This is a genomic window from Allobosea sp. FG18, from assembly GCF_057809495.1.
Genome location: NZ_JBMDKB010000017.1, coordinates 128,901 through 153,586 on the forward strand (window position 1 = coordinate 128,901; position 24,686 = coordinate 153,586).

The following is a 24,686-nucleotide window of genomic DNA, read 5'->3' on the forward strand; positions in this document are numbered from 1 at the left end:
GAAGAACGGGCTCAGCTCGCCAGCAGGACGACGCGGGGAGCGGCGCCGACGCCGGCCCGGACCACGTCCTTCGCAGCGCCCTTGGCAAAGGCGAAGGCGAGCAGCGTCTCGTCGCAATGCTCGGCTTCGCGGGCGATCTCGTTGGCGATGCGCTGGGCCGTCGTGGTCGGGCCCTCGCCGGCCGAGAGCGTCGTGACCAGCCAATGCGCCTTGTCGCGGTCGATCACGCCGGTCGGGCGGTTCTCCCAGACGGCGAAATCGACGACCAACGCCACGAGGTAATCCGCATAGGCCTTGCAGTTGAGCGGCACGGCCCGGTCAAGCGCAATGAGAACATCGACGATGTCCCGCGTGATGACGATGTCGCTCAAGATATTGCGTTGAAGCATCTTGACGTCTTCTTCGTCGATCGCGCGACGATCCATCACGCGATCGACGAATTCACGAAGCTCACGATCCATCATGTTCGAACCCCTGTCCGGCGTTGTTTTGGGCCGGTATGTTCCTGTTGTGGGAACACCATGCCTCTCGCCTCGCCATCAGGTGGTTAACGCGCAAATCTGAACGGTTATTCAGGTTAAACGGAGCTGAGTCGGCGTGGTTGCGAGGATGTTACTGAGGCGCGGGCCGCGGCCGGAATCTTGCCGGCGAACGGCAGCGGCCGAGCGGGCGGACAGGAGGCTGCACAGGCAGGTTCGGGGCGGTGACAGCTACGCCCCGTAAGGCAAGGCGTCGGGCTCTACGCCGCCACGGCCTTCGACAGCCCGAGCGCCGCCGGCAGCTCCGGGAATTCGCGCAGGACATACCGCGCGCCGAGCGTCACCAGCTTCTCGACTGGCTGGAAGCCCCAGGATACGGCGACGGGCACCACGCCGGCGGCCACCGCCATCTCGATATCGAAGGAGCTGTCGCCGACCATCGCAGTACGCGCGGGCGCAGCTCCGGTCTCAGCCATCGCCCGCTGGATCATGCCGGGATGCGGTTTCGAGGGCGCGTCGTCCGCCGACTGCACCGTGTCAAACAGGCCTTGCCAGCCATGCCGGGCGACGATGAATTCGGCTCCCTTGCGCGACTTGCCGGTGGCGATGCCGAGTTTCAGCCCGCTCTGGCGCTTCAGCTCGGCCAGCGTCTCGGCAACACCCGCGAAGAGCGGCTCATCCAGCGACGGATCGGTCTCGGCCCGCACCCGCATCCCGCTGAAGACCTGGCGATAGGTCTCGGTCAGCACGTCGTCGGGCTCCGCGAGCCCGGCAAGCTGCGCCATTGCGATGTCCAGGGTCAGCCCGACGATGCCGAGCCCGGCCTCACGCCCCGGATGAACCCGGCCGCAACGCTTGAATGTCTCGTATTGCGCTTCGAGGATGATCGCCTCGGAATTGATCAGCGTGCCGTCGAGATCGAAGATGATGAGGTCCATGCCGGCGCTTTAGCGCGGATCGCCCCGGCAATCCACTGCCAGCCCGGCATGGCGTCATCCCACCTGCCGACGGCTCAGCCCTTGGCCTCGCGGGCGCAGGCATCGACCGCCTTGCGCAGATCGGCGCCGTCGAGCCCCTTGGAGCGCGCCTCCTTGCGGCATTCGGAGCGCTGTGCGAGGTCCGGCCGCTTGCCGTTGAAGCAGGCCGTCAGCGCCGCGATGCGCTCGGAACCCTGCAGCTTGCGCCCGTCGACCTCGTCCTTGCAGGCGGCCCGCACCGCCACCGCCGTCGGCTTGCCGTCGCGGGTCACGCCGTCACGGGCATAGAGCTGCACGCCCGGAAACTTGCCCTGCATGCAGATGCGCATCGCCGCGCGCAGGTCGTCGCCGGTCAGCGCGATGTTCTCGGATACGCAATCCTGCCGGGCCTTGGCCCGTTCGGCCCGCGGAATCGGCTCGTCCGCAGATGTGGCAGCAAGTGTCGGCGCAGGCGCCTTGGCCGGCGCGGCATTCTGCGCCTGGGCGGTTCCGCAAAAGCCGAGAACGAAGGCGGTAACGATCAAAACTGAACGCATGGTCAGCCCCTCCCGATGATGAGAACATAATTAGAACAGAAAGCGCTTTGTTCCGCAACTGTTCTCTTACGATTCGTCATCAGCCAAGGAGAGGCAGGTGAGGCGTCACTCGTCCGGCGCCTCGACGATCGGGTCGTAGGGCGCGTCGTCGAAGCCGAGCAGGTTCCAGCTCTGGCGCATATGCGGCGGCAGCGGCGCGCTGACATCGATCGTGCCCTTGCCGCGCGGATGCGGCAGCACGATCCGCCGCGCCAGCAGATGCAGCTTGTTCTGGATGCCGCCGGGCAATTCCCAATTCTGGATGTTGAAGTATTTGGGGTCGCCGATGATCGGGTGGCCGATATGGGTGGTATGGGCGCGCAGCTGATGCGTACGCCCCGTCACCGGCTTCAGCGAGAGCCAGGCGAGCTTCTGCGCCGCCGTCTCGACCACCGCGTAATAGGTCACGGCATGCATCGCGCCGTCCTCGCCATGCTTGGCGACGGCCATGCGCTGGTCGCCGTCATAGGCCTCCTCGCGGGCGAGATAGGTCGAGATCCGGCCCTGGCGGACGCGCGGCACGCCGACGACCAGCGCCCAGTAGACCTTGCGGGCCGAGCGTGAGCGGAAGGTCTTGGCCAGCGTCGCCGCCGCGAAGCGCGATTTTGCGATAACGAGGCAGCCGGCCGTGTCCTTGTCGAGCCGGTGGACGAGGCGCGGCTTCTGCCCGTCCTTGGCCGTCAGCGCTTCCAGCATCTGGTCGACATGGCGCGTCGTGCCCGAGCCGCCCTGCACGGCGAGCCCCGCCGGCTTGTTGAGGACCATGACGTCATCGTCCTCGTAGAGCGTGATCGAGCGCAGGAAGCCGATCGTGTCGGCATCGGCCTTGGCCGAGCGCGGCCGCTCGGCCTGCTCCTCCAGCTTGAGCGGCGGGATGCGCACAGTCTGGCCCTCTGTGAGCCGGTCCTTGCTGTCGGCACGCTTGCCGTCGACCCGCAACTCGCCCTTCCGGACGATGCGCTGGATATGGCTGAAGGAGAGCTGCGGGAAACGCGCCTCGAGGAAGCGGTCGATCCGCATCTCGTTCTCGTCCGGCGTCACCACGAGCTGCTGCACGCCGGTCGAGAGCACCTGCGCCGTCTCGGCCTTCACCTGCGCACGGGTCGGCTTGGGAGCTTCCTCCACCGGCCGCGGGCGAACGGGGCGTTGAACGCGCTCCTCGCTGCCGGCCGGGCGCGCCGCGGCGCGTCGCCGGGCATCATGGCTCGGCCGCTTGCCGCGCGGGGCACCGGCAGATGGCGGCTTGCCCCCACGAGAGGCATTGCCGGTGCCCTTGCTGCCCGTGCCTTTGCCGCCGGCGCCCTTGCTGCCGGGGCCTTTGCCGCCCGTCTTCATGACATGCTCCGCATCATCGCGAGGCCACCGACCAGCGCCGCCAGCGACAGCACGACCGAGCCGATCACATAAGTGGCCGCCAGCATCGCCTCGCCGCGCTCCCAGAGCAGGACGGCATCAAGCGAGAAGGCCGAAAAAGTGGTGAACCCACCGAGGATGCCTGTCGCCAAGAACAGGCGCAGGTCCTGCGGCACGCCCTCGCCGGCGCGGAAGGCGAACCAGCCGGCGACAAGCCCCATCAGCGCCGAGCCGATGACGTTGATGGCCATGGTGCCATAGGGAAAGCCCAGGCCGAACCAGCGCGGCGAGACGACATTGATGCCGTGGCGCAGGGCGCCGCCGATGCCGGCGCCTAAAAAAACAAAAGCGGTGGAGATCATCGCTGTGGAATAGAGCGCACAGCCGCCTTGCACAAACGAAATCCGCCGCAATTGCACGGCTCCGTGCGGTCGGGCGGGAAGATCGGTGTCGGAAATCGACCGATCGCAGCGACGGGAATGGAAGCGATGGCTCTTCAGGCTCGGATCGGCGGCGCTGGACTGCTCGCCGTCATGATCATCTTCGGCAGCATGGCTGCCTTCGCCCAGCAGGGCGGCAGCGCGGACACAGACTGGCCGACGGAGAAATGCAACCGCTACAGGAAGGCCTATGACCAGTCGATCGCGCGGCTCGGGAAGAAGGGCCTGGGACTGGACTTCCTTGCCAGCCACGACGCCTTTCTCGCGTCGAACTGCCAGGCGCGCGCCGACGTCTGCGCCCGCAGCAAGGAGGAGCTGGAGCTCGCCAACCGGCTCGTGGTGATGGCGATGAACGCCGGCATGGCGAGCACCTTCCTGCCGTTCAACTGCCGGAGCTGAGCGCTGCCTCGGGAATCTGCTGGCTTTAAACGGAACCATACCGTCATTGCGGGGCGCCGCGCAGCGGCGAGCCCGGAACCCATGAACACGTCTGTCCGTCATGGTCGGGCTTGTCCCGACCATCCACGTCTTCAGCTATGCCGTACGGTATCCGAGACGTGGATGCTCGCCCCAAGGGCGAGCATGACGAACTGGATTCGCCTCGTGTTCATGGCTTCCGGGCCCAGGCTGCGGCGTGCCCCGGAATGACGGCGATGGTTCCGCGTAAATCAGCAGGCTCTAGGAGCCCCTGCGCCGCCGCAGCCAGGGATGCACATAGAGCTCGAAGGCGATGGTCAGCACGATGAAGACCAGCGCGATCACGAAGGCCACGACCCAGTAGGAGACATCGTCCTTCGGGACGAACCAGCCCGCGATAATCGAAGGCACGATCAGGAGCAGGCGCGCCAGCAATTGCATCCCTATTCTCCCCGCTCCTGCCGCAGCCGTTCCCAATATTCCAGCCGCTTGCGGATCTCGCGTTCGAAGCCGCGCTCGGGCGGGTCGTAGAAGCGCTGCCGGCCAAGCGCATCCGGCCAGTAGTTCTGCCCGGAGAAGGCGTCGGGCTGATCGTGGTCATAGGCGTAGTTGGCGCCGTAGCCCTCCTCGCGCATCAGCTTCGTCGGCGCGTTGAGGATGGTCTTGGGCGGCGTCAGCGATCCCCGCTCCTTCGCGACGCGAACCGCCGCCTTGTAGGCGGTGTAGGCCGCGTTCGATTTCGGCGCGGTCGCGAGATAGATCACGCAATTGGCCAGCGCGAGCTCGCCCTCCGGCGTGCCGAGCTGCTCATAGGTCTGCGCCGCCGCGCGGGCATGCAGCAGCGCCTGCGGATCGGCGAGCCCGATATCCTCGACCGCCATCCGCACCAGCCGCCGCGCCAGAAAGCGCGGGTCCTCGCCGGCATCGAGCATGCGTGCGAAATAATAGAGCGCCGCGTCCGGGTCGGAGCCGCGGATCGTCTTGTGCAGGGCGGAGATCAGGTTGTAGTGGCCGTCCTGCGCCTTGTCGTAGATCGGCGCGCGGCGCTGAATGACGTCGGATAGGCCATGCTCGTCGAGGATTTCGCCCGGCTTCGCTGCCCGCCAGATTTCCTCTGCCAGCGTCAGCACGGCGCGGCCATCGCCATCGGCGAAGCGCGCCAGCGCCAAGCGCGCCTCCGGCGTCAGGGGCAGTTCCCGGCCCTCCAGAACCTCGGCGCGACCGAGCAGGAAGAGCAGCGAGCCTTCGTCCAGCGACTTGAAGGTCAGCACCCGCGCCCGCGACAGCAGCGCCGCGTTGAGCGCGAAGGACGGGTTCTCTGTGGTCGCCCCGATCAACGTGATCGTGCCGTCTTCCATGACGGGCAGGAAGGCGTCGAGCTGGGCGCGGTTGAAGCGATGGATCTCGTCGACGAAGAGCAGCGTGCCCCGCCCGCCCAGCCGGCGCCCGCGCGCCGCCTCGAAGACCTTCTTGAGATCGGCGACGCCGGAGAAGATCGCGCTGATCTGCTCGAAGCCGAGATCGACCAGACCGGCGAGCAGCCGCGCCACCGTCGTCTTGCCGGTGCCGGGCGGGCCCCAGAAGATCAGGCTGCCGACCGTGCCAGACGCGACAAGCCGCGTCAGCGCGCCGTCCGGCCCGGTCAGGTGCTCCTGGCCGGCAACTTCGGCGAGCGTCGTCGGCCGCAACCGGTCGGCGAGCGGCCGCGGGCCGGACTTGTCCAGCCCCGAGGCTGCGAACAGATCGCTCACCCCGGAAAGACCGAGGTGATCGTCTGGCCATTGCGGATGATCGTCACCTCCCAGGCACGCCTGCGATCCCTCAGGATCGCCTCGACCTCGCGCGAAGTGGTCATCTGCTCGCCGTTCAGCGCCTTGATGATGTCGCCCCTCTGGAAGCCGACATTGGCAGCGGTGCTACCTTCCTCGATCTCGCTGACCACGACGCCATCATTGCCCGTCTCGATCGAAAGCTCTTCGGCCAGCGCTGGCGACATGTTTCCGACCGTCAGGCCTGCGAGCGGGGAGCGGCTGGTGAGCTTCACCATGTCGCGCGGCCGGGTCTCGGGCGCTGCGACGAGCTTGACCGGGATCGAGATGCGCTTGCCGCCCCGCAACACGCTGAGCATCGTCGTCCCGCCGATCGGCCGGGTCGCGAAGCGATAGCCGAAGGATTCGGGGTCATCGACATTGACGCCGTCGACCGAGAGAATGACGTCCGAGCGCTTGAGGCCTGCCTGATCGGCTGGGCCCTTGTCGACGACGCTGGCGACGACAGAGCCGGCAGGGCGGTCGAGGCCGAGACCGTCGGCAACTTCCGCCGTCAGGCTTTGCAGCCGCGCCCCGAACCAGGGCCGTTTGACCGTCTTGACCCCGGCCCTGGCGCTGTCGACGACGAGGCGCACCATCGCCGAAGGAATGGCGAAGCCGATGCCGACGCTGCCGCCGGAGCGCGAATAGATCGCGGTGTTGATGCCGACGACGCGGCCGCGCATGTCGATCAGCGGCCCGCCCGAATTGCCGGGGTTGATCGCGGCATCGGTCTGGATGAAGGACTGCGCGTCGCCGACGCCGATCTGCGTGCGGGCCAGCGCCGAGACGATGCCCTGCGTCACCGTCTGGCCGACGCCGAAGGGATTGCCCATGGCGAGCACGATGTCGCCGATCTGCAGCTCGTCGGTATCGGCGAGCTCGATCGCGGTCAGATTCTTCGCATCGGCGAGCTTGAGCACGGCGAGATCGGTGCGCGGATCGCGCAACAGGATCGTGGCCTCGACCTCGCGCTTGTCGGCGAAAGCGACCTTCACCTCGCTCATGTTCTCGATGACGTGGTTGTTCGTCACCACGAGGCCGGCGCCGGCATCGACGACGACGCCGGAGCCGAGCGAGCGCTGCACCCGCTCGCGCGGCACGCCGAAGCCGCCATCGCCGAAGAAGCGGCGGAAGAACGGATCGTCCATGAACGGGTTCTGCGGGCGCTTCTCGACGCGCGCGCCGTAGACGTTCACGACCGCGGCCTGCGTCTGCTTGACCAGCGGCGCGAAGGAGAGCGTCACCTGCTCGCGCGTCTCGGGCACCTGGCGGGCCTGGCCGAGCGCCGGCCACGGCGCCACGCCGGCCATCAGGGCGCCCGCGAGGGCAGCCATGGCCAGGGTCTTCCGATGTGTTGCGGGGCGGTGGATCATGCTCGTCCTCGTTCAGAGACAAAAAGCGCCGGCACGGAGTTTTCCGTTCAGGCGAGACACCCGCTATACCCATGCAGAGCCCTGCGGTTCCCGCAGCGGCATCCCCCAACCCGATATGGCCTTTCATGGCCGGATAGGAAGAGCAGGATGAGCCTGATTCGGCTTGTGTACGCCAGCGAGAGCCGGCTCGTCGACGCCAATCGCCGCTCGGAGCTGGACGGCATCCTGGCAAGCGCCCGCCGCTTCAACGACCAGAACGGCATCACCGGCTTCCTCTTGGCGACGGACGGCGCCTTCGCGCAGGTGCTGGAGGGTCCGCGCGACAGCGTGATGGAAACCTATGGCCGGATCGTGGTGGACGTGCGCCACGCGGCATTCAGGCTGCTCGAGGAGGAACCGATCGCCGCCCGCTCCTTCCCCGGCTGGGCCATGGGCATCGCCGAGCGCGACGAGACGACCAGCTTCATCTTCGGCCTCTACGGCGTCTCGCCTGAAGCCGATCTCCACGCTCAGCCCCTGGAAACACTCGTCGACCTCGCAGGCGAGCTTGCCCGACGGCCGGGTTGAAGCTCCTACAAATGATCGCAAATCCGCTGAACCACGCCGTCATCCCGGGCGTGCCCCGAGATCCATCGTAAAGCGCAGAGCCCTCCGATGGATCCCGGATCTCCGCTTCGCTGTGTCCGGGATGACGACGTTGCCTGGCAGCTCCTCCGGCCCGACCAAAGAAAAAGGCGGCCCGCGAAGGCCGCCTTTTCCAATTCTGTCTGAAGAAGCCGATCAGGCGGCTTCGTCTTCCGCCGTGAAGACCGGGCCGGAATCCTTGCCCTTGGCGTCGACGTCGCGGTCGACGAACTCGATGATCGCCATCGGGGCGTTGTCGCCGAAGCGGAAGCCCGCCTTCATAATGCGGAGATAGCCACCGTTGCGCTCCTTGTAACGCGGGCCGAGGACCGCGAAGAGCTTGCCGACCAGCTCGACATCCTTGATCTGCGCGATCGCCTGACGGCGGGCGTGCAGGTCGCCGCGCTTGCCGAGGGTGACGAGCTTCTCGACGACCGGACGCAGGTCCTTGGCCTTCGGCAGGGTGGTGGTGATCTGCTCGTGCTTGATCAGGGCTTGGGCCATGTTGGCGAACATCGCCTGGCGATGCTCGGCCGAGCGGTTGAAACGACGACCGCGGAAACCGTGACGCATTGTTTGGCTCCTTCGTTGCTTACGGCCGCCGTGCCACGGTACGGCCGTTCGTTATGCTCCGGCTCTTGTGAGCCGGGCGGGGTTGGCGCGGGATGCCTCCCGCGCCGTTGGGGCTCAGTAGTGCTCTTCGAAGCGCTTCGCGAGCTCTTCGATGTTCTCCGGCGGCCAGCCCTGGACGTCCATGCCCAGGTGCAGGCCCATGGTCGCCAGCACTTCCTTGATCTCGTTCAGCGACTTGCGGCCGAAGTTCGGGGTGCGCAGCATCTCGCCCTCGGACTTCTGGATGAGGTCGCCGATATAGACGATGTTGTCGTTCTTGAGGCAGTTCGCCGAGCGGACCGAGAGCTCGAGCTCATCGACCTTCTTGAGCAGCGCCGGGTTGAAGGGCAGCTGCGGCGCGGTCGAGACGGCCTCTTCCTTGCGCGGCTCCTCAAAGGTGATGAACACCGCGAGCTGGTCCTGCAGGATGCGGGCGGCGAGCGCCAGCGCGTCCTCGGGCGAGACCGAGCCGTTGGTCTCGATCGCCAGCGTCAGCGAGTCCTTGTCGAGGTTCTGGCCCTCGCGGGTGTTCTCGACGCGGTAGGAGACCTTCTTGACCGGCGAGTACAGGCTGTCGACCGGAATCAGGCCGATCGGCGCGTCCTCGGGACGGTTCTGCTCGGCCGGGACATAGCCCTTGCCGGTGTTGACCGTGAACTCCATGCGGATCTCGGCCCCGTCGTCCAGCGTGCAGAGCACGAGGTCGGGGTTCAGGATCGCGACGTCGCCGATGGTGTTGATGTCGCCGGCGGTGACGGTGCCCGGGCCGGACTTGCGGAGCGTCATGCGCTTCGGGCCCTCGCCCTGCATCTTGACCGCAATGGCCTTGATGTTGAGGACGATGTCGGTGACGTCCTCACGGACACCCGGAATCGAGGAGAACTCGTGCAGAACGCCGTCGATCTGGACGGCGGTCACCGCCGCGCCCTGGAGCGACGACAGCAGCACGCGACGGAGCGCATTGCCGAGCGTCATGCCGAAGCCGCGCTCGAGCGGACGCGCGATCACGGTGGCCTGACGCTTCGGGTCGTCTCCGACCTTCACTTCGAGCTTGTTCGGCTTGGAAAGATCCTGCCAGTTCTTGCTGATCACGACCGCACTCCTGGTGCTGAATTCTTCTGGCGGCCACCGCCGCCCCGGACAGGCGCCCGCCCCTGCGGGCGCCTTCAAGGCTACAAGTCAGGCGTCAGACGCGACGGCGCTTGCGCGGACGGCAGCCATTGTGCGGGATCGGCGTCACGTCGCGGATCGAGGTCACGGTGAAGCCCGCGGCCTGGAGAGCGCGAAGAGCCGACTCGCGGCCCGAACCCGGACCGGTCACCTCGACCTCGAGGGTGCGCATGCCATGTTCGGCAGCCTTGCGGGCGGCGTCCTCGGCGGCGACCTGAGCGGCGTAGGGGGTCGACTTGCGCGAACCCTTGAAGCCCATCGTGCCGGCCGACGACCACGAGATCGTGTTGCCCTGCGCGTCGGTGATGGTGATCATGGTGTTGTTGAACGAGGCGTTCACATGCGCGACGCCGGAGACGATGTTCTTGCGTTCGCGACGACGGACGCGCTGGGCTTCCTTGGCCATATCTCTTCTTCCATCCTTCAGGCGCGCCCGTCATGCCAGGCGCTGGGGATGCCGGCGGCCCGTGAGCGGACCGGCCGGCGTATTGACAACGGGCCGACTAGCGGCCCGCCGAAATCACTTCTTCTTGCCGGCGATCGGCTTCGCCTTGCCCTTGCGGGTACGGGCGTTGGTGTGCGTGCGCTGGCCGCGGACCGGCAGCGAGCGGCGATGGCGCAGGCCGCGATAGCAGCCAAGGTCCATCAGGCGCTTGATGTTCATCGAGACTTCGCGGCGCAGATCGCCCTCGACGAGGTAGTCGCGGTCGATCGTCTCGCGGATCTGCAGGACTTCGGCATCGGTCAGCTGGTTGACGCGGCGCTCGGCGGCGATGCCGACCTTCTCGCAGATCTCCTGGGCCTTGGCCGAGCCAATGCCGTGGATGTACTGCAGGCCGATGACGACGCGCTTGCCGGTGGGAATGTTGACGCCCGCGATACGAGCCATGGTCTCATCTCCATGTCGGCCGAAGCACCCGATGGCACCCCGGCGGTGGGAAAAACCCTGCGTCCGGTGGAGGCCGGCTCATGCAGAGCGTTGAACGGTTCCACGCGATAATGCGACGTCGTCCCTTCTCGCGAAGGCAACGGCATCGCTCCCATGAAACCGGATGGCGGCTCGTTAACCGGTTGGGCACAACGAGTCAACCCGCAGCAACCAAGAAACATGCCAAGGCAAGCGGAAGCGGCCGAAGCACTGCGAGGTCAAGGCGGTAGCCGAGCCCGCTATATAAGGGCTCCGTCATTCCGGGCAAGCGGCGTGGCCGTGCCCCGGAATGACGTGCTCACGGATGCCCCTTACTTCTTCACCAGACTGCACTTGCTCTCCGAGAGCGGCGCGATGATCTCGGCCGCCGGAATCTTGCGGACGACCTTGAAGTAATCCCACGGCGCCTTCGAATCGGTGGGCTTCTTCACCTCGACCAGCAGCATATCGTTCATCAGGCGGCCGTCCTCGCGAACCTTCGCGCCGCGCGCGTAGAAGTCCTCGACCGGCAGTTCCTTCATCTTCGCCGCGACCGCAGGGCCCGCTGCCGTACCGGCCGCCTTCACCGCCTTGAGATAGTGCAGCACCGAGGAATAGACGCTGGCCTGGATCATGCCGGGCATCTTCTTGGTCCGCGCCATATAGCGATCGGCGAAGTCGCGGCTCGGCTTGTCGGCGTCATGGTAATAGGCGGTGGTGGTGATCAGCCCCTTGGCCTTGTCGAGGCCGAGGCCGTGGACGTCACTGAGCACCACGACCATCGCCGCGAGCTTCTGCCCGCCATCGACCAGGCCGAACTCGCCGGCCTGCTTGATCGAGTTGATCGTGTCCGTGCCGGCATTGGCGAAGGCGACGATCTTGGCCTTCGAGGCCTGCGCCTGCAGCAGGAAGGAAGAGAAGTCGGGCGTCGAGAGCGGCGCGCGCACCGTGCCCAGCGTCTTGCCGCCATTTGCCTTGACCGTCGACTCGATATCCGCCGTGAGCTGATGGCCGAAAGCGTAGTCGGCGGCGATGATGTACCAGCTGTCGCCGCCCTCGCGCAGCACCGAAACCGCAGTGCCCTTGGCCGAGGTCGCCGTGTCGAAGGTCCACATGAAGCCGGTCGGCGAACAATCCTCGTTGAAGAGGCGCGTCGTAGCCGGGCCGTTATAGAGGGCGATCTTCTGCTTTTCCTTGGCGATGCCGGCCACCCCCAGCGCAACGGCGGAGTTGGTCAGGTCCGCGATCGCGGTGACGCCATCGACATCGTACCAGCGCCGGGCCAACCCGACGGCGATGTCCGGCTTGTTCTGATGGTCGCCCGCGACGATCTCGATCGGCTGGCCGAGCACCGAGCCACCAAAATCCTCGATCGCCAGCTTCGCCGCCTCGACCGAGCCCAACCCGCCGAACTCGGCGTAGTTGCCGGACTGGTCGTTGAGGATGCCGATCTTCACCGCGTCCTGTGCGCGTGCCGCCGCCGGCATCAGCGCCAGCGTGCTCGCGACCAGCAATGCTCCAAACCTCGTCATGCGCCTGCTCCCTGTCCTGCCTCCGGACCAAGAAAGCCGCTTCGCCTTCCGGTCGACGGATGCTTGCCACCGCTTCGCGCGGATTGGGTCTCAGCACATCCGCCGGGCATGAGCCTGTCAACGCACAGGCGGAGCGAGAAAAGGCAAAGGCATCAGCGCAAAAGCGCACCGTAGAAACGAAGAACCCGGCCAGACCGTGAGGTCCGCCCGGGTTCGAAACAAGCTCCGGCGAGTTTCGGTCAGCCCTGGGCGGCGACCGAAAGTGCGTCCGTGATCGCCTGCGAGACGCTGTCGATCGGCTGCATGCCGTCGATGGCGGTCAGCTGGCCGCGCTTGTCGTAATAGGGAGCGACCACAGCCGTATCGCGGTTATAGGCTTCGAGCCGGGTCTTGAAGACTTCCGGGTCATCGTCCTTGCGCACCGGCTGCCCGGCCGCCCTCGCCTCCTCGGCGCGGCGAACGATGCGGTCGACGAGCTTGGTCTGATCGACCTTGAGCTCGAGCACGGCGTCGAGCTTCAGGCCCTTGCCGTCGAGCATCTTATCCAGCGCCTCGGCCTGAGCCAGCGTCCGCGGGAAGCCGTCGAGAATGAAGCCCTTCTTGGCATCCGCCTCTTCGATACGGTCGGCGACGATGCCGATGACGATCTCGTCCGAGACCAGCCCGCCCGCGTCCATCACCGCCTTGGCCTTCTGACCGACCGGCGTACCGGCGGCGACGGCTGCACGCAGCATGTCACCGGTGGAAAGCTGCGGAATGCCGTGCTTCGCGACGATGCGCGCCGCCTGAGTGCCTTTACCCGCCCCCGGCGGCCCCAGGAAAATCAACCGCATTTAGCGCCTCGCTCCTCGCAACTTGGCCTTCTTGACCAGCCCTTCGTACTGATGGGCCAGCAGGTGCCCGTGAACTTGCGCCACGGTGTCCATCGTCGTCGTCACCACGATGAGCAGCGAAGTACCGCCCAGCAGGATGATCGGGATCTGAGCATAGGTGATCATGAACTCGGGGATAAGGCAGACGATCGTCAAATATCCTGCGCCCAGAACGGTGATGCGCGTCAGGATGCGATCGATATGCTCGGCGGTCCGCTCGCCCGGGCGGATGCCCGGCATGAAGCCGCCATGCTTCTTGAGATTGTCGGCCGTCTCGACCGGATTGAACACGATCGCGGTGTAGAAGAAGCAGAAGAAGATGATCAGCGCCGCGTAGAGGATCATGAACGCCGGCCGGCCATGGGCGAGATAGGTCGCCATCGTCGACAGGAAGCCGGTGCCGCCCGAGGCTTGCTGGAAGCTGGCGACGGTCGTCGGCAGCAGCAGCAGCGACGAGGCGAAGATCGGCGGAATGACGCCGGCGGTGTTGAGCTTCAGCGGCAGGAACGAGGTCTGGCCCTCATACATGCGGTTGCCGACCTGGCGCTTCGGATAGTTGATCAGCAGGCGGCGCTGGGCGCGCTCCATGAACACGCAGAAGGCGATGACGCAGACCGCCATCACAAGCACGCCGAGCAGCAGGCCGGTCGAGATCGCGCCCTGGCGGCCGAGCTCGAAGGTCTGGGCGAGCTGCGAGGGGAACTCGGCGATGATGCCCGCGAAAATGATCATCGAGGTGCCGTTGCCGATGCCGCGGCTGGTGATCTGCTCACCCAGCCAGAGCAGGAACATCGTGCCGCCGACCAGCGTGATCGTGGTCGAGAGCAGGAAGAACGGCCCCGGCTGCAGCACGAGGTTGCCAGAACCCTGGAGGCCGACGCCGATCGCATAGGCCTGGAACACGGCCAGCACGAGGGTCAGGTAGCGGGTGTACTGGTTCAGGGTCTTGCGGCCCTGCTCGCCTTCCTTCTTCAGCGCCTCGAAGCTCGGCACCACGCTGGAGAGCAGCTGCACGATGATCGAGGCCGAGATGTAGGGCATGATCGCCAGCGCGAAGATCGCGAGGCGCCCGACCGCGCCACCGGAGAACATGTTGAACATGCCGAGCATGCCGGACTGCGTCTGGCGGAACAGGTCGGCCACCGCATCCGGGTTCATGCCGGGCAGCGGGATATAGGTGCCGAGCCGGTAGATGACCAGCGCGCCCAGCGTGAACCAGATTCGCTTCTTGAGTTCATCCGCCTTGGCGAAGGCCCCGAAATTGAGGTTCGCCGCAAGCTGTTCAGCCGCCGATGCCATGCGTCCGGTCCCTGGGTCTCAAACTGGTCCTAGATCATCGCGCGTCCCACCGGACGCGGTAACGATGATCTGTCTCATTGTCGGAGCATCGGATTGATCCGAAAAGTGGATTCCACTTTTCGGTCCGATGCCCTGGAAGCACGTTTCCCAACGCACGCGTGGTGCTGTCTGCGGATTCGTGCCTTGCGTCAAACAGTCAAACGGCGGCCAAGGCGCTGGGCCCGGCCGCCGTTCGCAAACGTCATGTAGGCGTTCGGATCACGCCTGTGAAGCGGCAGCCAGAATCTTGACCGAACCGCCAGCCTTCTCGATCGCAGCGACGGCCGACTTGGACGCGCCGTACACCTCGAAGGCAAGCTTGGTCTTGAGCTCGCCGACGCCGAGAATCTTGACGCCGTCCTTGGCCTGGCGGGTGATGACACCGGCGGCGACGAGCGCCTCGATGGTCACGGTGCCCTTGGCATCGAGCTTGCCGGCTTCCACCGCCTGCTGGATCCGGCCGAGGTTCACCTCGTTCAGGTCCTTGGCGAACAGGTTGTTGAAGCCGCGCTTCGGCAGGCGACGATACAGCGGCATCTGGCCGCCTTCGAAGCCCTTGATGGCGACGCCGGCGCGCGAGGTCTGACCCTTCACGCCGCGGCCACCGGTCTTGCCCTTGCCGGAGCCAATGCCACGGCCGACACGCATGCGCTGCTTCAGAGCGCCTTCGTTGTCACGGATCTCATTGAGTTTCATGTGTCGCCCTCCTCACTTCGCGTCGACGACGCGGACGAGGTGCTTCACCTTCTCGACCATGCCACGCACCGCGGGGGTGTCCTGGAGGGTCGAGCGGCGGCGGATCTTGTTCAGGCCGAGACCGATCAGGGTCTGGCGCTGGGTGGCCTCGCGGCGGATCGGCGAACCGGTCTGCTCGATGGTGAAGGTCTTCTCAGCCTTTGCCATGATGTCCCCCTCACGCTTCCGCGGCCGCATCCGTGCCGGCATCGCGGCGACGGGTCTGCAGGGCCGAAACCTTGAGCGAGCGACGAGCCGCGACCGAGCGCGGGCTGTCCTCGTTCTTCAGCGCGTCGAAGGTGGCGCGCACGAGGTTGTACGGGTTGGAGGAGCCGAGCGACTTCGACACGACGTCCTGCATGCCGACCGCCTCGAAGACGGCGCGCATCGGGCCGCCGGCGATGATGCCGGTACCGGCCGGAGCCGCGCGCAGCACGACCTTGCCGGCGCCGTGGCGGCCCTGCACGTCGTGATGGAGGGTACGGCCCTCGCGCAGCGGGATACGGACGAGGCCGCGCTTGGCAGCTTCCGTCGCCTTGCGGATCGCCTCAGGAACTTCACGAGCCTTGCCGTGGCCGAAGCCGACGCGGCCCTTCTGGTCGCCGACGACGACGAGCGCGGCGAAGCCGAAGCGACGACCACCCTTCACCACCTTGGCGACGCGGTTGATGTGGACGAGCTTGTCCACGAATTCGGAAACTTCCGTTTCCCGATCTTTACGCTCACGCGGCTCTCTAGCCATGTGTCTGTCCTCTTACTTGCGCGGACGAGGATCGAAGCCCCGCCGCTCGCTCGAGCCTAACCCCGTGCATCATTGCCCGGAGAAGCCAGTAAACAGGCGTCGCCCGGCCAGCGTATGACGCCGGGCCGGGCGAAACCCGATAACCTCAGAAGCTGAGGCCGCCCTCGCGGGCTGCATCGGCCAGCGCCTTGACGCGACCATGGTACATGTACGGGCCGCGGTCGAAGACCACTTCCGTCACGCCGGCCTTGACCGCGCGCTCGGCGACGATCTTGCCGATCTGGCCGGCGGCCTCGACATTCGCGCCGGACTTGATCTGCTCGCGCACATCCTTGTCCCGCGACGAGGCGGAAGCGAGGGTGACCCCGTTCACGTCGTCGATGACCTGGGCGTAGATCTGCTTGCCGGTGCGATGCACCGACAGGCGCGGGCGACCATTGGCAACGGCCTTGATCGCGCGGCGGACGCGGGCCTTGCGGCGCGCAGTCACATCGTTCTGCTTGCTCATGGCTGGCGTCCTTACTTCTTCTTGCCTTCCTTGCGGAAGATGAATTCGCCGGCGTACTTGACGCCCTTGCCCTTGTAGGGCTCGGGGCCACGATAGTCGCGGATCTCCGCGGCGGTCTGGCCGACGACCTGCTTGTCGATGCCGGTGACGACGATCTCCGTCGGCTTCGGCGTCACGATCGCGACACCGGCCGGGATTTCGTAGTCGATGTCGTGGCTGTAGCCGAGCGACAGCTTGAGCACCTTGCCGTTGACGGCGGCCTTGTAGCCGACGCCGTTGATCTCGAGCTTCTTCTCGAAACCGGCAGTGGTGCCGATGACGAGATTGTTGATGCGGGCGCGCGAGGTGCCCCAGAGCGCACGGGCGCGCTTCGACTGCGAACGCGGCTGAACCGCGATCGCGCCGTCCTCCAAGGCGACCGAGACGTCCTCGGGAACCTCGAAGGAGAGCTCGCCCTTGGAGCCCTTGATCTTGACCAGCTGGCCGGTGACCGAGGCGGTGACGCCCGCGGGAACCGAAACCGGCTTCTTACCGATACGAGACATTTGGATCTCTCCTGAAAGTGAGCGGGGCGCCTGTAAGGTCAGAAGACCTTGCAGAGCACTTCGCCGCCCACGTTCTGCTCGCGGGCCACATGATCGGCCATCACGCCACGCGGGGTCGAGACGATCGTCACGCCAAGGCCATCGGCCACGCGCGGCATGGTCTCGACCGACGAGTAAACGCGGCGGCCGGGCTTCGAAACACGCGAGATCGACCGGATGACCGGCTGGCCCTCGTGATACTTCAGCTCGATGTCGAACTCCGTCCGGCCGTTGCCGAACTCGGTCTGGCTGTAGCCGCGGATGTAGCCCTCGGACTGCAGCACGTCGAGCACGCGAGCGCGCAGCTTCGAGCCAGGGGTGGAAACGCGGGACTTGCGACGCATCTGCGCATTGCGGATGCGGGTCAGCATATCGCCGAGCGGATCAATGATTGCCATTGTTCCAGTCCTCCTTACCAGCTCGATTTCACGAGGCCGGGAACCAGCCCCTTGTTACCGAGCTCACGCAGCGCGACACGCGACATCTTGAGCTTGCGATAGAACGCGCGCGGACGGCCCGTCACTTCGCAGCGGTTGCGAATGCGGATCTTCGCCGAGTTGCGCGGCAGTTCGGCCAGCTTCAGGCGGGCGAGGAAACGCTCGTCCATGGGCTGGTTGTCGTCATTGGCGATCGCGAGAAGACGAGCCCGGCGGCCGGCGAATTTCTTCACCAGCTTCCTGCGGCGCTCGTTGTTCTCGACGGAGCTTTTCTTAGCCATCGATCTCTCCTGGTTTCCGCGTATGAACGCTTAGGTTCACTGCCGGAACGGGAAGTTGAAGTGCTTGAGCAGGGCGCGTGCCTCGTCGTCCGACTTCGCAGTCGTGCAGACGATCACGTCCATACCCAGGACCTGGTCGACCTTGTCGTAGTTGATCTCGGGGAACACGATGTGCTCCTTGATCCCGAGCGCGAAGTTACCGCGCCCGTCGAACGACTTGGGGTTGAGGCCCCGGAAGTCGCGCACGCGCGGCAAGGCGATGGTGACGAGCCGGTCGACGAACTCGAACATCTTGGTCTTGCGCAGCGTGACCTTGCAGCCAACCGCCATGTTTTCGCGCAGCTTGAAGCCAGCGATGGCGAGGCGGGACTTGGTGATGACCGGCTTCTGGCCGGCGATCAGAGCGAGGTCGCCAGCGGCAACGTCGACCTTCTTACGGTCGGCAGTCGCTTCACCAACGCCCATGTTGATGACGATCTTCTCGATCGCCGGCACTTCCATGACGTTCTTGTAGCCGAATTCGGCGATCATCGCGGGACGAACGACGTCCTCGTAATGCTTCTTCATGCGCGGCGAGAGCGCCGCCTGCTGAGCCTCAGCCATCGATCAGATCTCCCGAACGCTTGGCGAACCGAACCTTGCGGCCGTCATCGAGCACCTTGAAACCGACGCGGGTGGCCTTGCCATCCTTGGGGTCGGCAATGGCGATGTTCGACAGGTCGATCGTCGCTTCCTTGCTGATGATGCCGCCCTCGGACTGCGCGGACTGCTTGGTGTGCTTCTTGACGAGATTGACACCGCGCACGACGGCGCGGGCATCCTTCGGCAGAACCTGCAACACCTCGCCCGACTTGCCCTTGTCGCGACCAGCGAGCACGACGACCTTGTCGCCCTTCTTGATCTTAGCAGCCATCACAGCACCTCCGGCGCCAGCGAGATGATCTTCATGTGGTTCTTGGCGCGCAGCTCGCGCGGAACCGGTCCGAAGATACGCGTGCCGACCGGCTCCTTCTGGTTGTTGATCAGCACGGCCGCATTGCGGTCGAAGCGGATCACCGAACCGTCCTGGCGCTTGACGTCCTTGGCGGTGCGAACGACGACCGCCTTCATGACGTCGCCCTTCTTCACGCGACCGCGCGGAATGGCTTCCTTGATCGAAACGACGATGATGTCGCCAATGCGGGCATAGCGCCGCTTCGACCCGCCGAGAACCTTGATGCACATCACGCGACGGGCGCCGGAATTGTCGGCGACGTCGAGATTCGTCTGCACCTGGATCATGGCCTTGATCCTTCCAATCTGTGTATCAGCGCGGTTTCCCGGCCAGCATCAGTGCCGACGGGGACTACGACTGACGGGGGTCGATCGCCCCCTGGCCTCAAACAAAACACGATCCGCAAAAGTGGTTTCCACCTTTGCGGAGAAACATGTCCGGCTTCTTTCCTGCCCCGCCCTGCCCCTGATTCGGGGCCGGGCGAAGCCGTCTCGAATCACGCCTTGGGGGCGTCCTCGAGCACAACCCAGCTTTTCAGCTTGGAAATCGGCTTGGACTCCTCGATCCAAACCGTGTCGCCGACCTTGAACGAACCCGCCTCGTCATGGGCGTGATAGTTCTTCGTGCGGCGCACCGTCTTCTTGAGCAGCGGGTGCGTATAACGCCGCTCGACCTTGACCACAACAGTTTTGTTCTGCTTGTCGCTGACGACGACGCCCTGCAGTACGCGCTTAGGCATTATTCTCTCCTCACGCGCTCGCCGCGACGGTCTTGGACCGCTGCAGCGTCTTGATGCGGGCGATGTCCTTGCGCACTTCGGTGACGCGCGCGGTGTTCTCGAGCTGCCCGGTGGCCTTCTGGAAGCGCAGGTTGAACTGCTCCTTCTTGAGCTTCAGGAGTTCGTCCTGAAGCTGGTCCGTGCTCATGGCCTTCAGGTCGGACTGACGCTGTGTGATTTTCATCTTGCCCTCCCTCACTCGGCAATGCGCTGGATGAAGCGCGTCTTGATCGGCAGCTTGGCGGCGCCGAGACGGAGCGCCTCGCGGGCGATCTCCTCGGACACGCCGTCGAGCTCGAACATGATCCGGCCCGGCTTGACCTTGGCGGCCCAGAACTCGGGCGAACCCTTGCCCTTACCCATGCGGACTTCGGTCGGCTTCTTGGAAACCGGCACGTCCGGGAAGATGCGGATCCAGACACGGCCGACGCGCTTCATGGCGCGGGTGATCGCGCGGCGGGCCGCCTCGATCTGCCGGGCGGTGACGCGCTCGGGCTCCTGGGCCTTCAGGCCGAACTGGCCGAAGTTGAGGTCCGTGCCGCCCTTGGCGACGCCGGAGATGCGTCCCTTGAACTGCTTGCGGAACTTGGTGCGTTTTGGTTGCAGCATGGCTCTTCTCGATCAGCCTTACGCAGCCTGCTCGCGACGATCGCGATCGCGGTGATCACGGTCACGACCGCTGGAGCGGCCGCCTTCGTCGGAAAGGCGCTTGTCCTGGGCCATCGGGTCGTGTTCCAGGATCTCGCCCTTGAAGATCCAGACCTTGATGCCGCACGTCCCGTAGGTCGTGAAAGCGGTGGCGACGCCGTAGTCGACATCGGCGCGCAGCGTATGCAGCGGCACGCGGCCCTCACGATACCATTCGAGGCGGGCGATCTCGGCGCCGCCGAGACGGCCCGAGCAGTTGATGCGGATGCCCTCGGCGCCGAGACGCATCGCCGACTGCACGGCGCGCTTCATGGCGCGTCGGAAGGCGACGCGGCGCTCGAGCTGCTGAGCGATCGAGTCGGCGACGAGCGTCGCGTCGATCTCGGGCTTGCGCACCTCGACGATGTTGATCGTCACGTCGGCCTTGGTGAGCTTCGAGACTTCCTTGCGGAGCTTCTCGATGTCAGCACCCTTCTTGCCGATCACCACGCCCGGACGCGCCGAGTGGATGGTGACGCGGCACTTCCGGTGCGGGCGCTCGATGATGATCTTCGAGACCGCGGCCTGCTTCAGCAGCTTCATGAGCGCGGCGCGGATGGCCATGTCTTCATGCAGCAGCTTGCCGTACTCGCCCTTGTTGGCGAACCAACGCGAGTCCCAGGTGCGGTTGATGCCGAGGCGAAGGCCGATCGGATTGATTTTCTGACCCATCGTTCTCTCCTCAGGCCTTGGCCGCAGCGACTTCGCGCACCACGATCGTGATGTTCGCGAAGGGCTTCAGGATGCGGGCGCCACGGCCACGGGCACGAGCGTGGAAACGCTTCATGACGAGGGCCTTGCCGACGAAGGCCTGTGCCACGACGAGATCGTCGACGTCGAGATCATGGTTGTTCTCGGCGTTGGCGATCGCGCTCTGGAGGCACTTGCGCACATCGAGCGAGATCCGCTTGCGCGAGAACTCGAGATCGGCGAGCGCGGTCGCGACCTTCTTGCCACGGATCAGCTGAGCGACGAGGTTCAGCTTCTGCGGCGAGACGCGAAGGTTGCGAGCGATCGCAGTGGCTTCGTTCTCGGGCAGCGCACGGGGGGCGGATGCTTTACCCATGGCTTACTTCCTCTTCGCCTTCTTGTCGGCAGCGTGGCCGTGGAAGGTGCGGGTCGGCGAGAACTCGCCGAACTTGTGACCCACCATCTCCTCGGACACGGACACCGGCACATGCTTATGGCCGTTGTAGACGCCGAACGTCAGACCGACGAACTGCGGCAGGATCGTGGAGCGACGGCTCCAGATCTTGATAACTTCATTACGAGCCGAGGTCCTGGCGACCTCGGCCTTCTTCAGGAGGTATCCGTCGACGAACGGACCTTTCCAAAGCGAACGCGCCATGACGGACCTCAGTTCTTCTTCTTGCGGGCGTGACGGCTCGACACGATGAACGTATCGGTCCGCTTGTTCGAGCGGGTCTTCTTACCCTTGGTCGGCAGACCCCAGGGCGTGACCGGATGACGGCCACCCGAGGTCCGGCCTTCACCACCGCCGTGCGGATGGTCGACCGGGTTCATCGAGACGCCGCGGTTATGCGGACGGCGACCGAGCCAGCGCGAGCGACCAGCCTTGCCGTCGTTCCGGTTCATGTGATCCGGGTTCGAGACGGCGCCGACGGTGGCATAGCACTGACCCGAGATCAGACGCTGTTCGCCCGAGTTCAGGCGGACGATGACGTAACCCTGGTCGCGGCCGACGATCTGAGCGTAGTTGCCGGCCGAACGGGCCAGGGCGCCGCCCTTGCCGATCTTCAGCTCGACATTGTGGACGATCGTGCCGATCGGCAGCGAACCCATCGGAGCCGCGTTGCCGGGCTTCACGTCGACCGAGTCACCCGCGACAACCGTATCACCAACAGCCAGGCGCTGCGGCGCCAGGATGTAGGCCTGCTCGCCGTCCTGATACTTGATCAGGGCGATGAAGGCGGTGCGGTTCGGATCGTACTCGAGCCGCTCGACGGTCGCCGGGATGCCGGCCTTGCCGCGACGCTTGAAGTCGACGAGACGCAGCGTGCGCTTGTGACCACCGCCGCGGAAGCGGACGGTGACGCGGCCGGTGTTGTTGCGGCCGCCCGAGGAGCTCTTGCCCTCGGTCAGCACCTTGACCGGCTTGCCCTTGTAGAGCTCGCTGCGGTCGACGATCACGAGCTGGCGAAGGCTCGGCGTGATCGGCTTGAAATGTTTCAAAGCCATGATGCTTCCCTCACAGGCCCGTGGTCACGTCGATGGAGTGGCCCTCTTCGAGGGTCACGACCGCCTTCTTGACGTCCGAACGCTGGCCGGGACGGCCACGGAACATCTTGACCTTGCCCTCGGTGACGATCGTGTTGACGCTCTTCACCTTGACGTCGAAGAGCTTCTCGATCGCCGCCTTGATCTGCGGCTTCGTTGCGGTCTTGGCAACCTTGAAGACGACCTTGTTATGCTCCGAGAGCATCGTCGCCTTCTCGGTGATGACCGGCGCCACGATCACATCGTAGTGGCGCGGGTCGAGGTTCTTGGCGGACTGGCTCATTTGAAGCGCGCCTCCAGCGCATCGACGGCCGCGCGCGTCAGGACGAGCTTGTCGCGACGCAGGATGTCGTAAACGTTGATGCCCTGGACCGGCAGCACGTCGACATTCGGGATCGAGCGAGCGGCCAGGCCGAAGTTGGTATCGATCTCGGCGCCGCCGATGATCAGCGCGCTCGACAGGTCGAGCTTGCCGAAATGGCCGAGCAGCACCTTGGTCTTCGGCTCGGAGAGCGTGGCATCGTCGATCACGATGATGCCGGCGTCCTTCGCCTTGGCCGAGAGAGCGTGGCGCAGAGCCAGCGCACGGACCTTCTTGGGAAGATCATGACCGTGGTCGCGCAGGACGGGGCCGAAAGCCTTGCCGCCGCCGCGGAACTGCGGAGCCGAAGCCGCGCCGTGGCGAGCGCCGCCGGTGCCCTTCTGCTTGTAGATCTTCTTGCGGGTGCGATCGACTTCCGAGCGGCCCTTGGACTTGTGAGTCCCGGCGCGGCGCTTGGCGAGCTGATAGCGGACCATGCGGGCGAGCAGATCGGCGCGCGGCTCGAGGCCGAACACCTCATCCGACAGCTCGACCGAACCGGCCGACTTGCCCTCGAGAGTGGTGATATCGAATTTCATCACGCGTTCTCCTCAGCCTGGGCCGCAGGAGCCTCATCCGCCTTGCCCTCGCCGGAAACCTTGAACTTGCCCGGCAGCGGCGCATCCTTCGGCAGGGCGCGCTTGACGGCGTCACGGACGTGAATCCAGCCGCCGGCGACGCCAGGAACGGCACCCTCGACGAGGATCAGGCCGCGCTCGACATCCGTCTGGACGACGCGCAGGTTCTGCGTGGTGACGCGCTCGGCGCCGAGATGGCCCGGCATCTTCTTGTTCTTGAAGGTCTTGCCCGGGTCCTGACGGCCACCGGTCGAACCGATCGAGCGATGCGAGACCGACACGCCGTGCGTGGCGCGCAGACCGCCGAAGTTCCAGCGCTTCATACCGCCGGCGAAACCCTTACCGGTGGTGGTGCCGGAGACATCGACGAACTGGCCGACGACGAAGTGGTCCGCGGTCAGCTCGGCGCCGACAGGGATCAGCGCGTCATTGCTGACGCGGAACTCGACCACCTTGCGCTTCGGCTCGACCTTGGCGACCGCGAAATGACCGCGCTCGGCCTTCGAGACATTCTTCACCTTCGCCTGAGCGGAGCCCAGCTGCACGGCCACATAGCCGTTCTTCTCGATCGTGCGATGCGCGACGACCTGGCAGTTGTCGAGCTTCAGCACGGTGACCGGGATGTGCTCGCCGGCATCCGTGAAGATGCGGGTCATCCCGACTTTCTGTGCAATCACACCGGAACGCATCGGTGCATACCTTCCTTTGGGGTCATGTCCATCCGGGGTCGCCGGAAACAGAGGACCCGTTTAATCGGATCCGAAGATGGTCCGACGAAGTGGAAACCGCTTCGTCGTTCAGACCATCTCCGACTTAAAGCTTGATTTCGACGTCGACGCCGGCGGCGAGATCGAGCTTCATGAGGGCGTCGACCGTCTGGGGGGTCGGGTCGACGATATCGAGAACCCGCTTGTGGGTCCGCATCTCGAACTGCTCGCGCGACTTCTTGTCGATGTGGGGCGAGCGGTTGACGGTGAACTTCTCGATGAGCGTGGGCAGCGGAATCGGTCCGCGGACCTGGGCGCCCGTCCGCTTCGCGGTCGACACGATCTCGCGCGTCGAAGCGTCGAGGATGCGGTGGTCGAACGCCTTGAGGCGGATCCGAATGTTCTGACCGTTCATGGTCTCAATTCTCCGTGACGTGAGAAAAGGCAAAGGCCCCGAAGGGCCCCTGCCCCTCACGCAAACGCGTTACGCGATGATCGAGGCGACGACGCCGGCGCCGACGGTGCGGCCGCCTTCGCGGATGGCGAAGCGGAGCTTCTCTTCCATCGCGATCGGGG

The 24,686-nt window shown here is 65.5% G+C and carries 39 protein-coding genes; 2 read left to right on the forward strand and 37 right to left on the reverse strand.

Annotated features, from left to right (window positions below; genetic code table 11):
* Positions 1-11: 11 nt before the first annotated feature.
* The 5 genes from ACODTJ_RS19055 to crcB all read right to left on the reverse strand — a co-directional run bounded on the left by ACODTJ_RS19055 (position 12) and on the right by crcB (position 3,746).
* Complete coding sequence (locus tag ACODTJ_RS19055) at positions 12-464, reverse strand: hypothetical protein (RefSeq protein ID WP_454656616.1); 453 nt, start codon at positions 462-464, stop codon at positions 12-14.
* A 275-nt stretch (positions 465-739) separates the two neighbouring features.
* A complete protein-coding gene (locus ACODTJ_RS19060; RefSeq protein ID WP_454656615.1) occupies positions 740-1,417 on the reverse strand; it encodes an HAD-IA family hydrolase in 678 nt (225 codons plus the stop codon).
* 74 nt (positions 1,418-1,491) lie between these two features.
* The gene (locus ACODTJ_RS19065) at positions 1,492-1,992 is read right to left on the reverse strand and encodes a hypothetical protein (RefSeq protein ID WP_454656614.1); all 501 of its coding nucleotides are present in this window, start codon (positions 1,990-1,992) and stop codon (positions 1,492-1,494) included.
* A gap of 105 nt (positions 1,993-2,097) precedes the next feature.
* A complete protein-coding gene (locus ACODTJ_RS19070; RefSeq protein ID WP_454656613.1) occupies positions 2,098-3,366 on the reverse strand; it encodes an RluA family pseudouridine synthase in 1,269 nt (422 codons plus the stop codon).
* Positions 3,363-3,746 (reverse strand): fluoride efflux transporter CrcB, encoded by a 384-nt coding sequence (gene crcB / locus ACODTJ_RS19075; RefSeq protein WP_454658978.1) that lies wholly within the window; start codon positions 3,744-3,746, stop codon positions 3,363-3,365. Before crcB ends, ACODTJ_RS19070 begins: the two co-directional genes overlap by 4 nt.
* Before the next feature lie 126 nt (positions 3,747-3,872).
* Between crcB and ACODTJ_RS19080 the strand changes: the two genes are divergently transcribed.
* On the forward strand, positions 3,873-4,223 hold the full coding sequence (locus ACODTJ_RS19080) for a hypothetical protein (RefSeq protein ID WP_454656612.1): 351 nt from the start codon (positions 3,873-3,875) through the stop codon (positions 4,221-4,223).
* A gap of 279 nt (positions 4,224-4,502) precedes the next feature.
* Here ACODTJ_RS19080 and ACODTJ_RS19085 read toward each other — a convergent pair whose 3' ends face one another.
* From ACODTJ_RS19085 to ACODTJ_RS19095, 3 genes are read right to left on the reverse strand one after another with little or no spacing between them, the layout of a single operon-like run.
* Positions 4,503-4,682, reverse strand: coding sequence for a hypothetical protein (locus tag ACODTJ_RS19085; RefSeq protein WP_454656611.1), 180 nt, complete (start codon positions 4,680-4,682; stop codon positions 4,503-4,505).
* A gap of 2 nt (positions 4,683-4,684) precedes the next feature.
* The gene (locus ACODTJ_RS19090; RefSeq protein ID WP_454656610.1) at positions 4,685-5,992 is read right to left on the reverse strand and encodes a replication-associated recombination protein A; all 1,308 of its coding nucleotides are present in this window, start codon (positions 5,990-5,992) and stop codon (positions 4,685-4,687) included.
* Positions 5,989-7,386: a Do family serine endopeptidase gene (locus ACODTJ_RS19095; protein WP_454656609.1), complete on the reverse strand. Its 1,398-nt coding sequence runs from the start codon at positions 7,384-7,386 to the stop codon at positions 5,989-5,991. The genes ACODTJ_RS19090 and ACODTJ_RS19095 overlap by 4 nt, the downstream gene beginning before the upstream one ends.
* A gap of 186 nt (positions 7,387-7,572) precedes the next feature.
* Between ACODTJ_RS19095 and ACODTJ_RS19100 the strand changes: the two genes are divergently transcribed.
* The gene (locus ACODTJ_RS19100; protein ID WP_454656608.1) at positions 7,573-7,992 is read left to right on the forward strand and encodes a BLUF domain-containing protein; all 420 of its coding nucleotides are present in this window, start codon (positions 7,573-7,575) and stop codon (positions 7,990-7,992) included.
* A 213-nt stretch (positions 7,993-8,205) separates the two neighbouring features.
* On the opposite strand, the gene rplQ is transcribed toward ACODTJ_RS19100, so the two are convergent.
* The 29 genes from rplQ to ACODTJ_RS19245 form a co-directional block, all read right to left on the reverse strand.
* On the reverse strand, positions 8,206-8,622 hold the full coding sequence (rplQ, locus tag ACODTJ_RS19105) for a 50S ribosomal protein L17 (RefSeq protein ID WP_047582390.1): 417 nt from the start codon (positions 8,620-8,622) through the stop codon (positions 8,206-8,208).
* 114 nt (positions 8,623-8,736) lie between these two features.
* Positions 8,737-9,753: a DNA-directed RNA polymerase subunit alpha gene (locus tag ACODTJ_RS19110; protein ID WP_454656607.1), complete on the reverse strand. Its 1,017-nt coding sequence runs from the start codon at positions 9,751-9,753 to the stop codon at positions 8,737-8,739.
* Between the two features lie 94 nt (positions 9,754-9,847).
* Positions 9,848-10,237, reverse strand: coding sequence for a 30S ribosomal protein S11 (gene rpsK, locus ACODTJ_RS19115; RefSeq protein WP_043237079.1), 390 nt, complete (start codon positions 10,235-10,237; stop codon positions 9,848-9,850).
* 114 nt (positions 10,238-10,351) lie between these two features.
* Positions 10,352-10,720: a 30S ribosomal protein S13 gene (rpsM, locus tag ACODTJ_RS19120; RefSeq protein ID WP_262333099.1), complete on the reverse strand. Its 369-nt coding sequence runs from the start codon at positions 10,718-10,720 to the stop codon at positions 10,352-10,354.
* A 350-nt stretch (positions 10,721-11,070) separates the two neighbouring features.
* A complete protein-coding gene (locus ACODTJ_RS19125) occupies positions 11,071-12,270 on the reverse strand; it encodes an ABC transporter substrate-binding protein (RefSeq protein ID WP_454656605.1) in 1,200 nt (399 codons plus the stop codon).
* A gap of 239 nt (positions 12,271-12,509) precedes the next feature.
* On the reverse strand, positions 12,510-13,103 hold the full coding sequence (locus tag ACODTJ_RS19130) for an adenylate kinase (protein WP_454656604.1): 594 nt from the start codon (positions 13,101-13,103) through the stop codon (positions 12,510-12,512).
* The gene (secY, locus tag ACODTJ_RS19135; protein ID WP_454656603.1) at positions 13,104-14,441 is read right to left on the reverse strand and encodes a preprotein translocase subunit SecY; all 1,338 of its coding nucleotides are present in this window, start codon (positions 14,439-14,441) and stop codon (positions 13,104-13,106) included.
* 258 nt (positions 14,442-14,699) lie between these two features.
* Positions 14,700-15,176 carry a 50S ribosomal protein L15 gene (rplO, locus tag ACODTJ_RS19140; RefSeq protein WP_454656602.1) on the reverse strand — a complete coding sequence of 159 codons (477 nt, stop codon included), beginning with the start codon at positions 15,174-15,176 and terminating at the stop codon, positions 14,700-14,702.
* A gap of 12 nt (positions 15,177-15,188) precedes the next feature.
* The gene (rpmD, locus tag ACODTJ_RS19145) at positions 15,189-15,383 is read right to left on the reverse strand and encodes a 50S ribosomal protein L30 (RefSeq protein ID WP_454656601.1); all 195 of its coding nucleotides are present in this window, start codon (positions 15,381-15,383) and stop codon (positions 15,189-15,191) included.
* Between the two features lie 10 nt (positions 15,384-15,393).
* Positions 15,394-15,957 (reverse strand): 30S ribosomal protein S5, encoded by a 564-nt coding sequence (rpsE, locus tag ACODTJ_RS19150; RefSeq protein WP_047582054.1) that lies wholly within the window; start codon positions 15,955-15,957, stop codon positions 15,394-15,396.
* 145 nt (positions 15,958-16,102) lie between these two features.
* Positions 16,103-16,465: a 50S ribosomal protein L18 gene (gene rplR, locus ACODTJ_RS19155; RefSeq protein ID WP_454656600.1), complete on the reverse strand. Its 363-nt coding sequence runs from the start codon at positions 16,463-16,465 to the stop codon at positions 16,103-16,105.
* An 11-nt stretch (positions 16,466-16,476) separates the two neighbouring features.
* Positions 16,477-17,010 carry a 50S ribosomal protein L6 gene (gene rplF, locus ACODTJ_RS19160; protein WP_454656599.1) on the reverse strand — a complete coding sequence of 178 codons (534 nt, stop codon included), beginning with the start codon at positions 17,008-17,010 and terminating at the stop codon, positions 16,477-16,479.
* A 38-nt stretch (positions 17,011-17,048) separates the two neighbouring features.
* On the reverse strand, positions 17,049-17,447 hold the full coding sequence (gene rpsH / locus ACODTJ_RS19165) for a 30S ribosomal protein S8 (protein ID WP_047582049.1): 399 nt from the start codon (positions 17,445-17,447) through the stop codon (positions 17,049-17,051).
* 14 nt (positions 17,448-17,461) lie between these two features.
* Entirely contained in the window at positions 17,462-17,767 is a 306-nt protein-coding gene (gene rpsN, locus ACODTJ_RS19170; RefSeq protein ID WP_199085556.1) for a 30S ribosomal protein S14, read from the reverse strand.
* A 36-nt stretch (positions 17,768-17,803) separates the two neighbouring features.
* Positions 17,804-18,370: a 50S ribosomal protein L5 gene (gene rplE, locus ACODTJ_RS19175; RefSeq protein ID WP_454656598.1), complete on the reverse strand. Its 567-nt coding sequence runs from the start codon at positions 18,368-18,370 to the stop codon at positions 17,804-17,806.
* Positions 18,363-18,680 carry a 50S ribosomal protein L24 gene (gene rplX, locus ACODTJ_RS19180; RefSeq protein WP_454656597.1) on the reverse strand — a complete coding sequence of 106 codons (318 nt, stop codon included), beginning with the start codon at positions 18,678-18,680 and terminating at the stop codon, positions 18,363-18,365. Before rplX ends, rplE begins: the two co-directional genes overlap by 8 nt.
* Positions 18,680-19,048: a 50S ribosomal protein L14 gene (gene rplN, locus ACODTJ_RS19185; RefSeq protein WP_038365406.1), complete on the reverse strand. Its 369-nt coding sequence runs from the start codon at positions 19,046-19,048 to the stop codon at positions 18,680-18,682. The genes rplX and rplN overlap by 1 nt, the downstream gene beginning before the upstream one ends.
* 209 nt (positions 19,049-19,257) lie before the next feature.
* Positions 19,258-19,500 carry a 30S ribosomal protein S17 gene (gene rpsQ, locus ACODTJ_RS19190; RefSeq protein ID WP_199085553.1) on the reverse strand — a complete coding sequence of 81 codons (243 nt, stop codon included), beginning with the start codon at positions 19,498-19,500 and terminating at the stop codon, positions 19,258-19,260.
* A gap of 10 nt (positions 19,501-19,510) precedes the next feature.
* A complete protein-coding gene (gene rpmC / locus ACODTJ_RS19195; RefSeq protein WP_047582036.1) occupies positions 19,511-19,723 on the reverse strand; it encodes a 50S ribosomal protein L29 in 213 nt (70 codons plus the stop codon).
* 11 nt (positions 19,724-19,734) lie between these two features.
* Complete coding sequence (gene rplP, locus ACODTJ_RS19200) at positions 19,735-20,148, reverse strand: 50S ribosomal protein L16 (protein ID WP_038365403.1); 414 nt, start codon at positions 20,146-20,148, stop codon at positions 19,735-19,737.
* A gap of 18 nt (positions 20,149-20,166) precedes the next feature.
* Positions 20,167-20,898 carry a 30S ribosomal protein S3 gene (rpsC, locus tag ACODTJ_RS19205; protein ID WP_454656596.1) on the reverse strand — a complete coding sequence of 244 codons (732 nt, stop codon included), beginning with the start codon at positions 20,896-20,898 and terminating at the stop codon, positions 20,167-20,169.
* 10 nt (positions 20,899-20,908) lie between these two features.
* Positions 20,909-21,292 (reverse strand): 50S ribosomal protein L22, encoded by a 384-nt coding sequence (rplV, locus tag ACODTJ_RS19210; protein ID WP_377838321.1) that lies wholly within the window; start codon positions 21,290-21,292, stop codon positions 20,909-20,911.
* A 3-nt stretch (positions 21,293-21,295) separates the two neighbouring features.
* Positions 21,296-21,574, reverse strand: a complete 279-nt coding sequence (gene rpsS / locus ACODTJ_RS19215; protein ID WP_047582029.1) for a 30S ribosomal protein S19 — start codon at positions 21,572-21,574, stop codon at positions 21,296-21,298.
* Positions 21,575-21,582: 8 nt separating this feature from the next.
* A complete protein-coding gene (gene rplB, locus ACODTJ_RS19220; protein ID WP_488849580.1) occupies positions 21,583-22,425 on the reverse strand; it encodes a 50S ribosomal protein L2 in 843 nt (280 codons plus the stop codon).
* Positions 22,426-22,435: 10 nt separating this feature from the next.
* Positions 22,436-22,747: a 50S ribosomal protein L23 gene (locus tag ACODTJ_RS19225; protein ID WP_047582026.1), complete on the reverse strand. Its 312-nt coding sequence runs from the start codon at positions 22,745-22,747 to the stop codon at positions 22,436-22,438.
* The gene (gene rplD, locus ACODTJ_RS19230; protein WP_061967347.1) at positions 22,744-23,364 is read right to left on the reverse strand and encodes a 50S ribosomal protein L4; all 621 of its coding nucleotides are present in this window, start codon (positions 23,362-23,364) and stop codon (positions 22,744-22,746) included. The genes ACODTJ_RS19225 and rplD overlap by 4 nt, the downstream gene beginning before the upstream one ends.
* The gene (rplC, locus tag ACODTJ_RS19235; protein WP_454656594.1) at positions 23,364-24,092 is read right to left on the reverse strand and encodes a 50S ribosomal protein L3; all 729 of its coding nucleotides are present in this window, start codon (positions 24,090-24,092) and stop codon (positions 23,364-23,366) included. Before rplC ends, rplD begins: the two co-directional genes overlap by 1 nt.
* A 124-nt stretch (positions 24,093-24,216) precedes the next feature.
* On the reverse strand, positions 24,217-24,525 hold the full coding sequence (gene rpsJ / locus ACODTJ_RS19240; protein WP_043237115.1) for a 30S ribosomal protein S10: 309 nt from the start codon (positions 24,523-24,525) through the stop codon (positions 24,217-24,219).
* A gap of 69 nt (positions 24,526-24,594) precedes the next feature.
* The coding region (locus tag ACODTJ_RS19245; protein ID WP_488849582.1) for an EF-Tu C-terminal domain-related protein at positions 24,595-24,686 on the reverse strand (92 nt) is incomplete at its 5' end.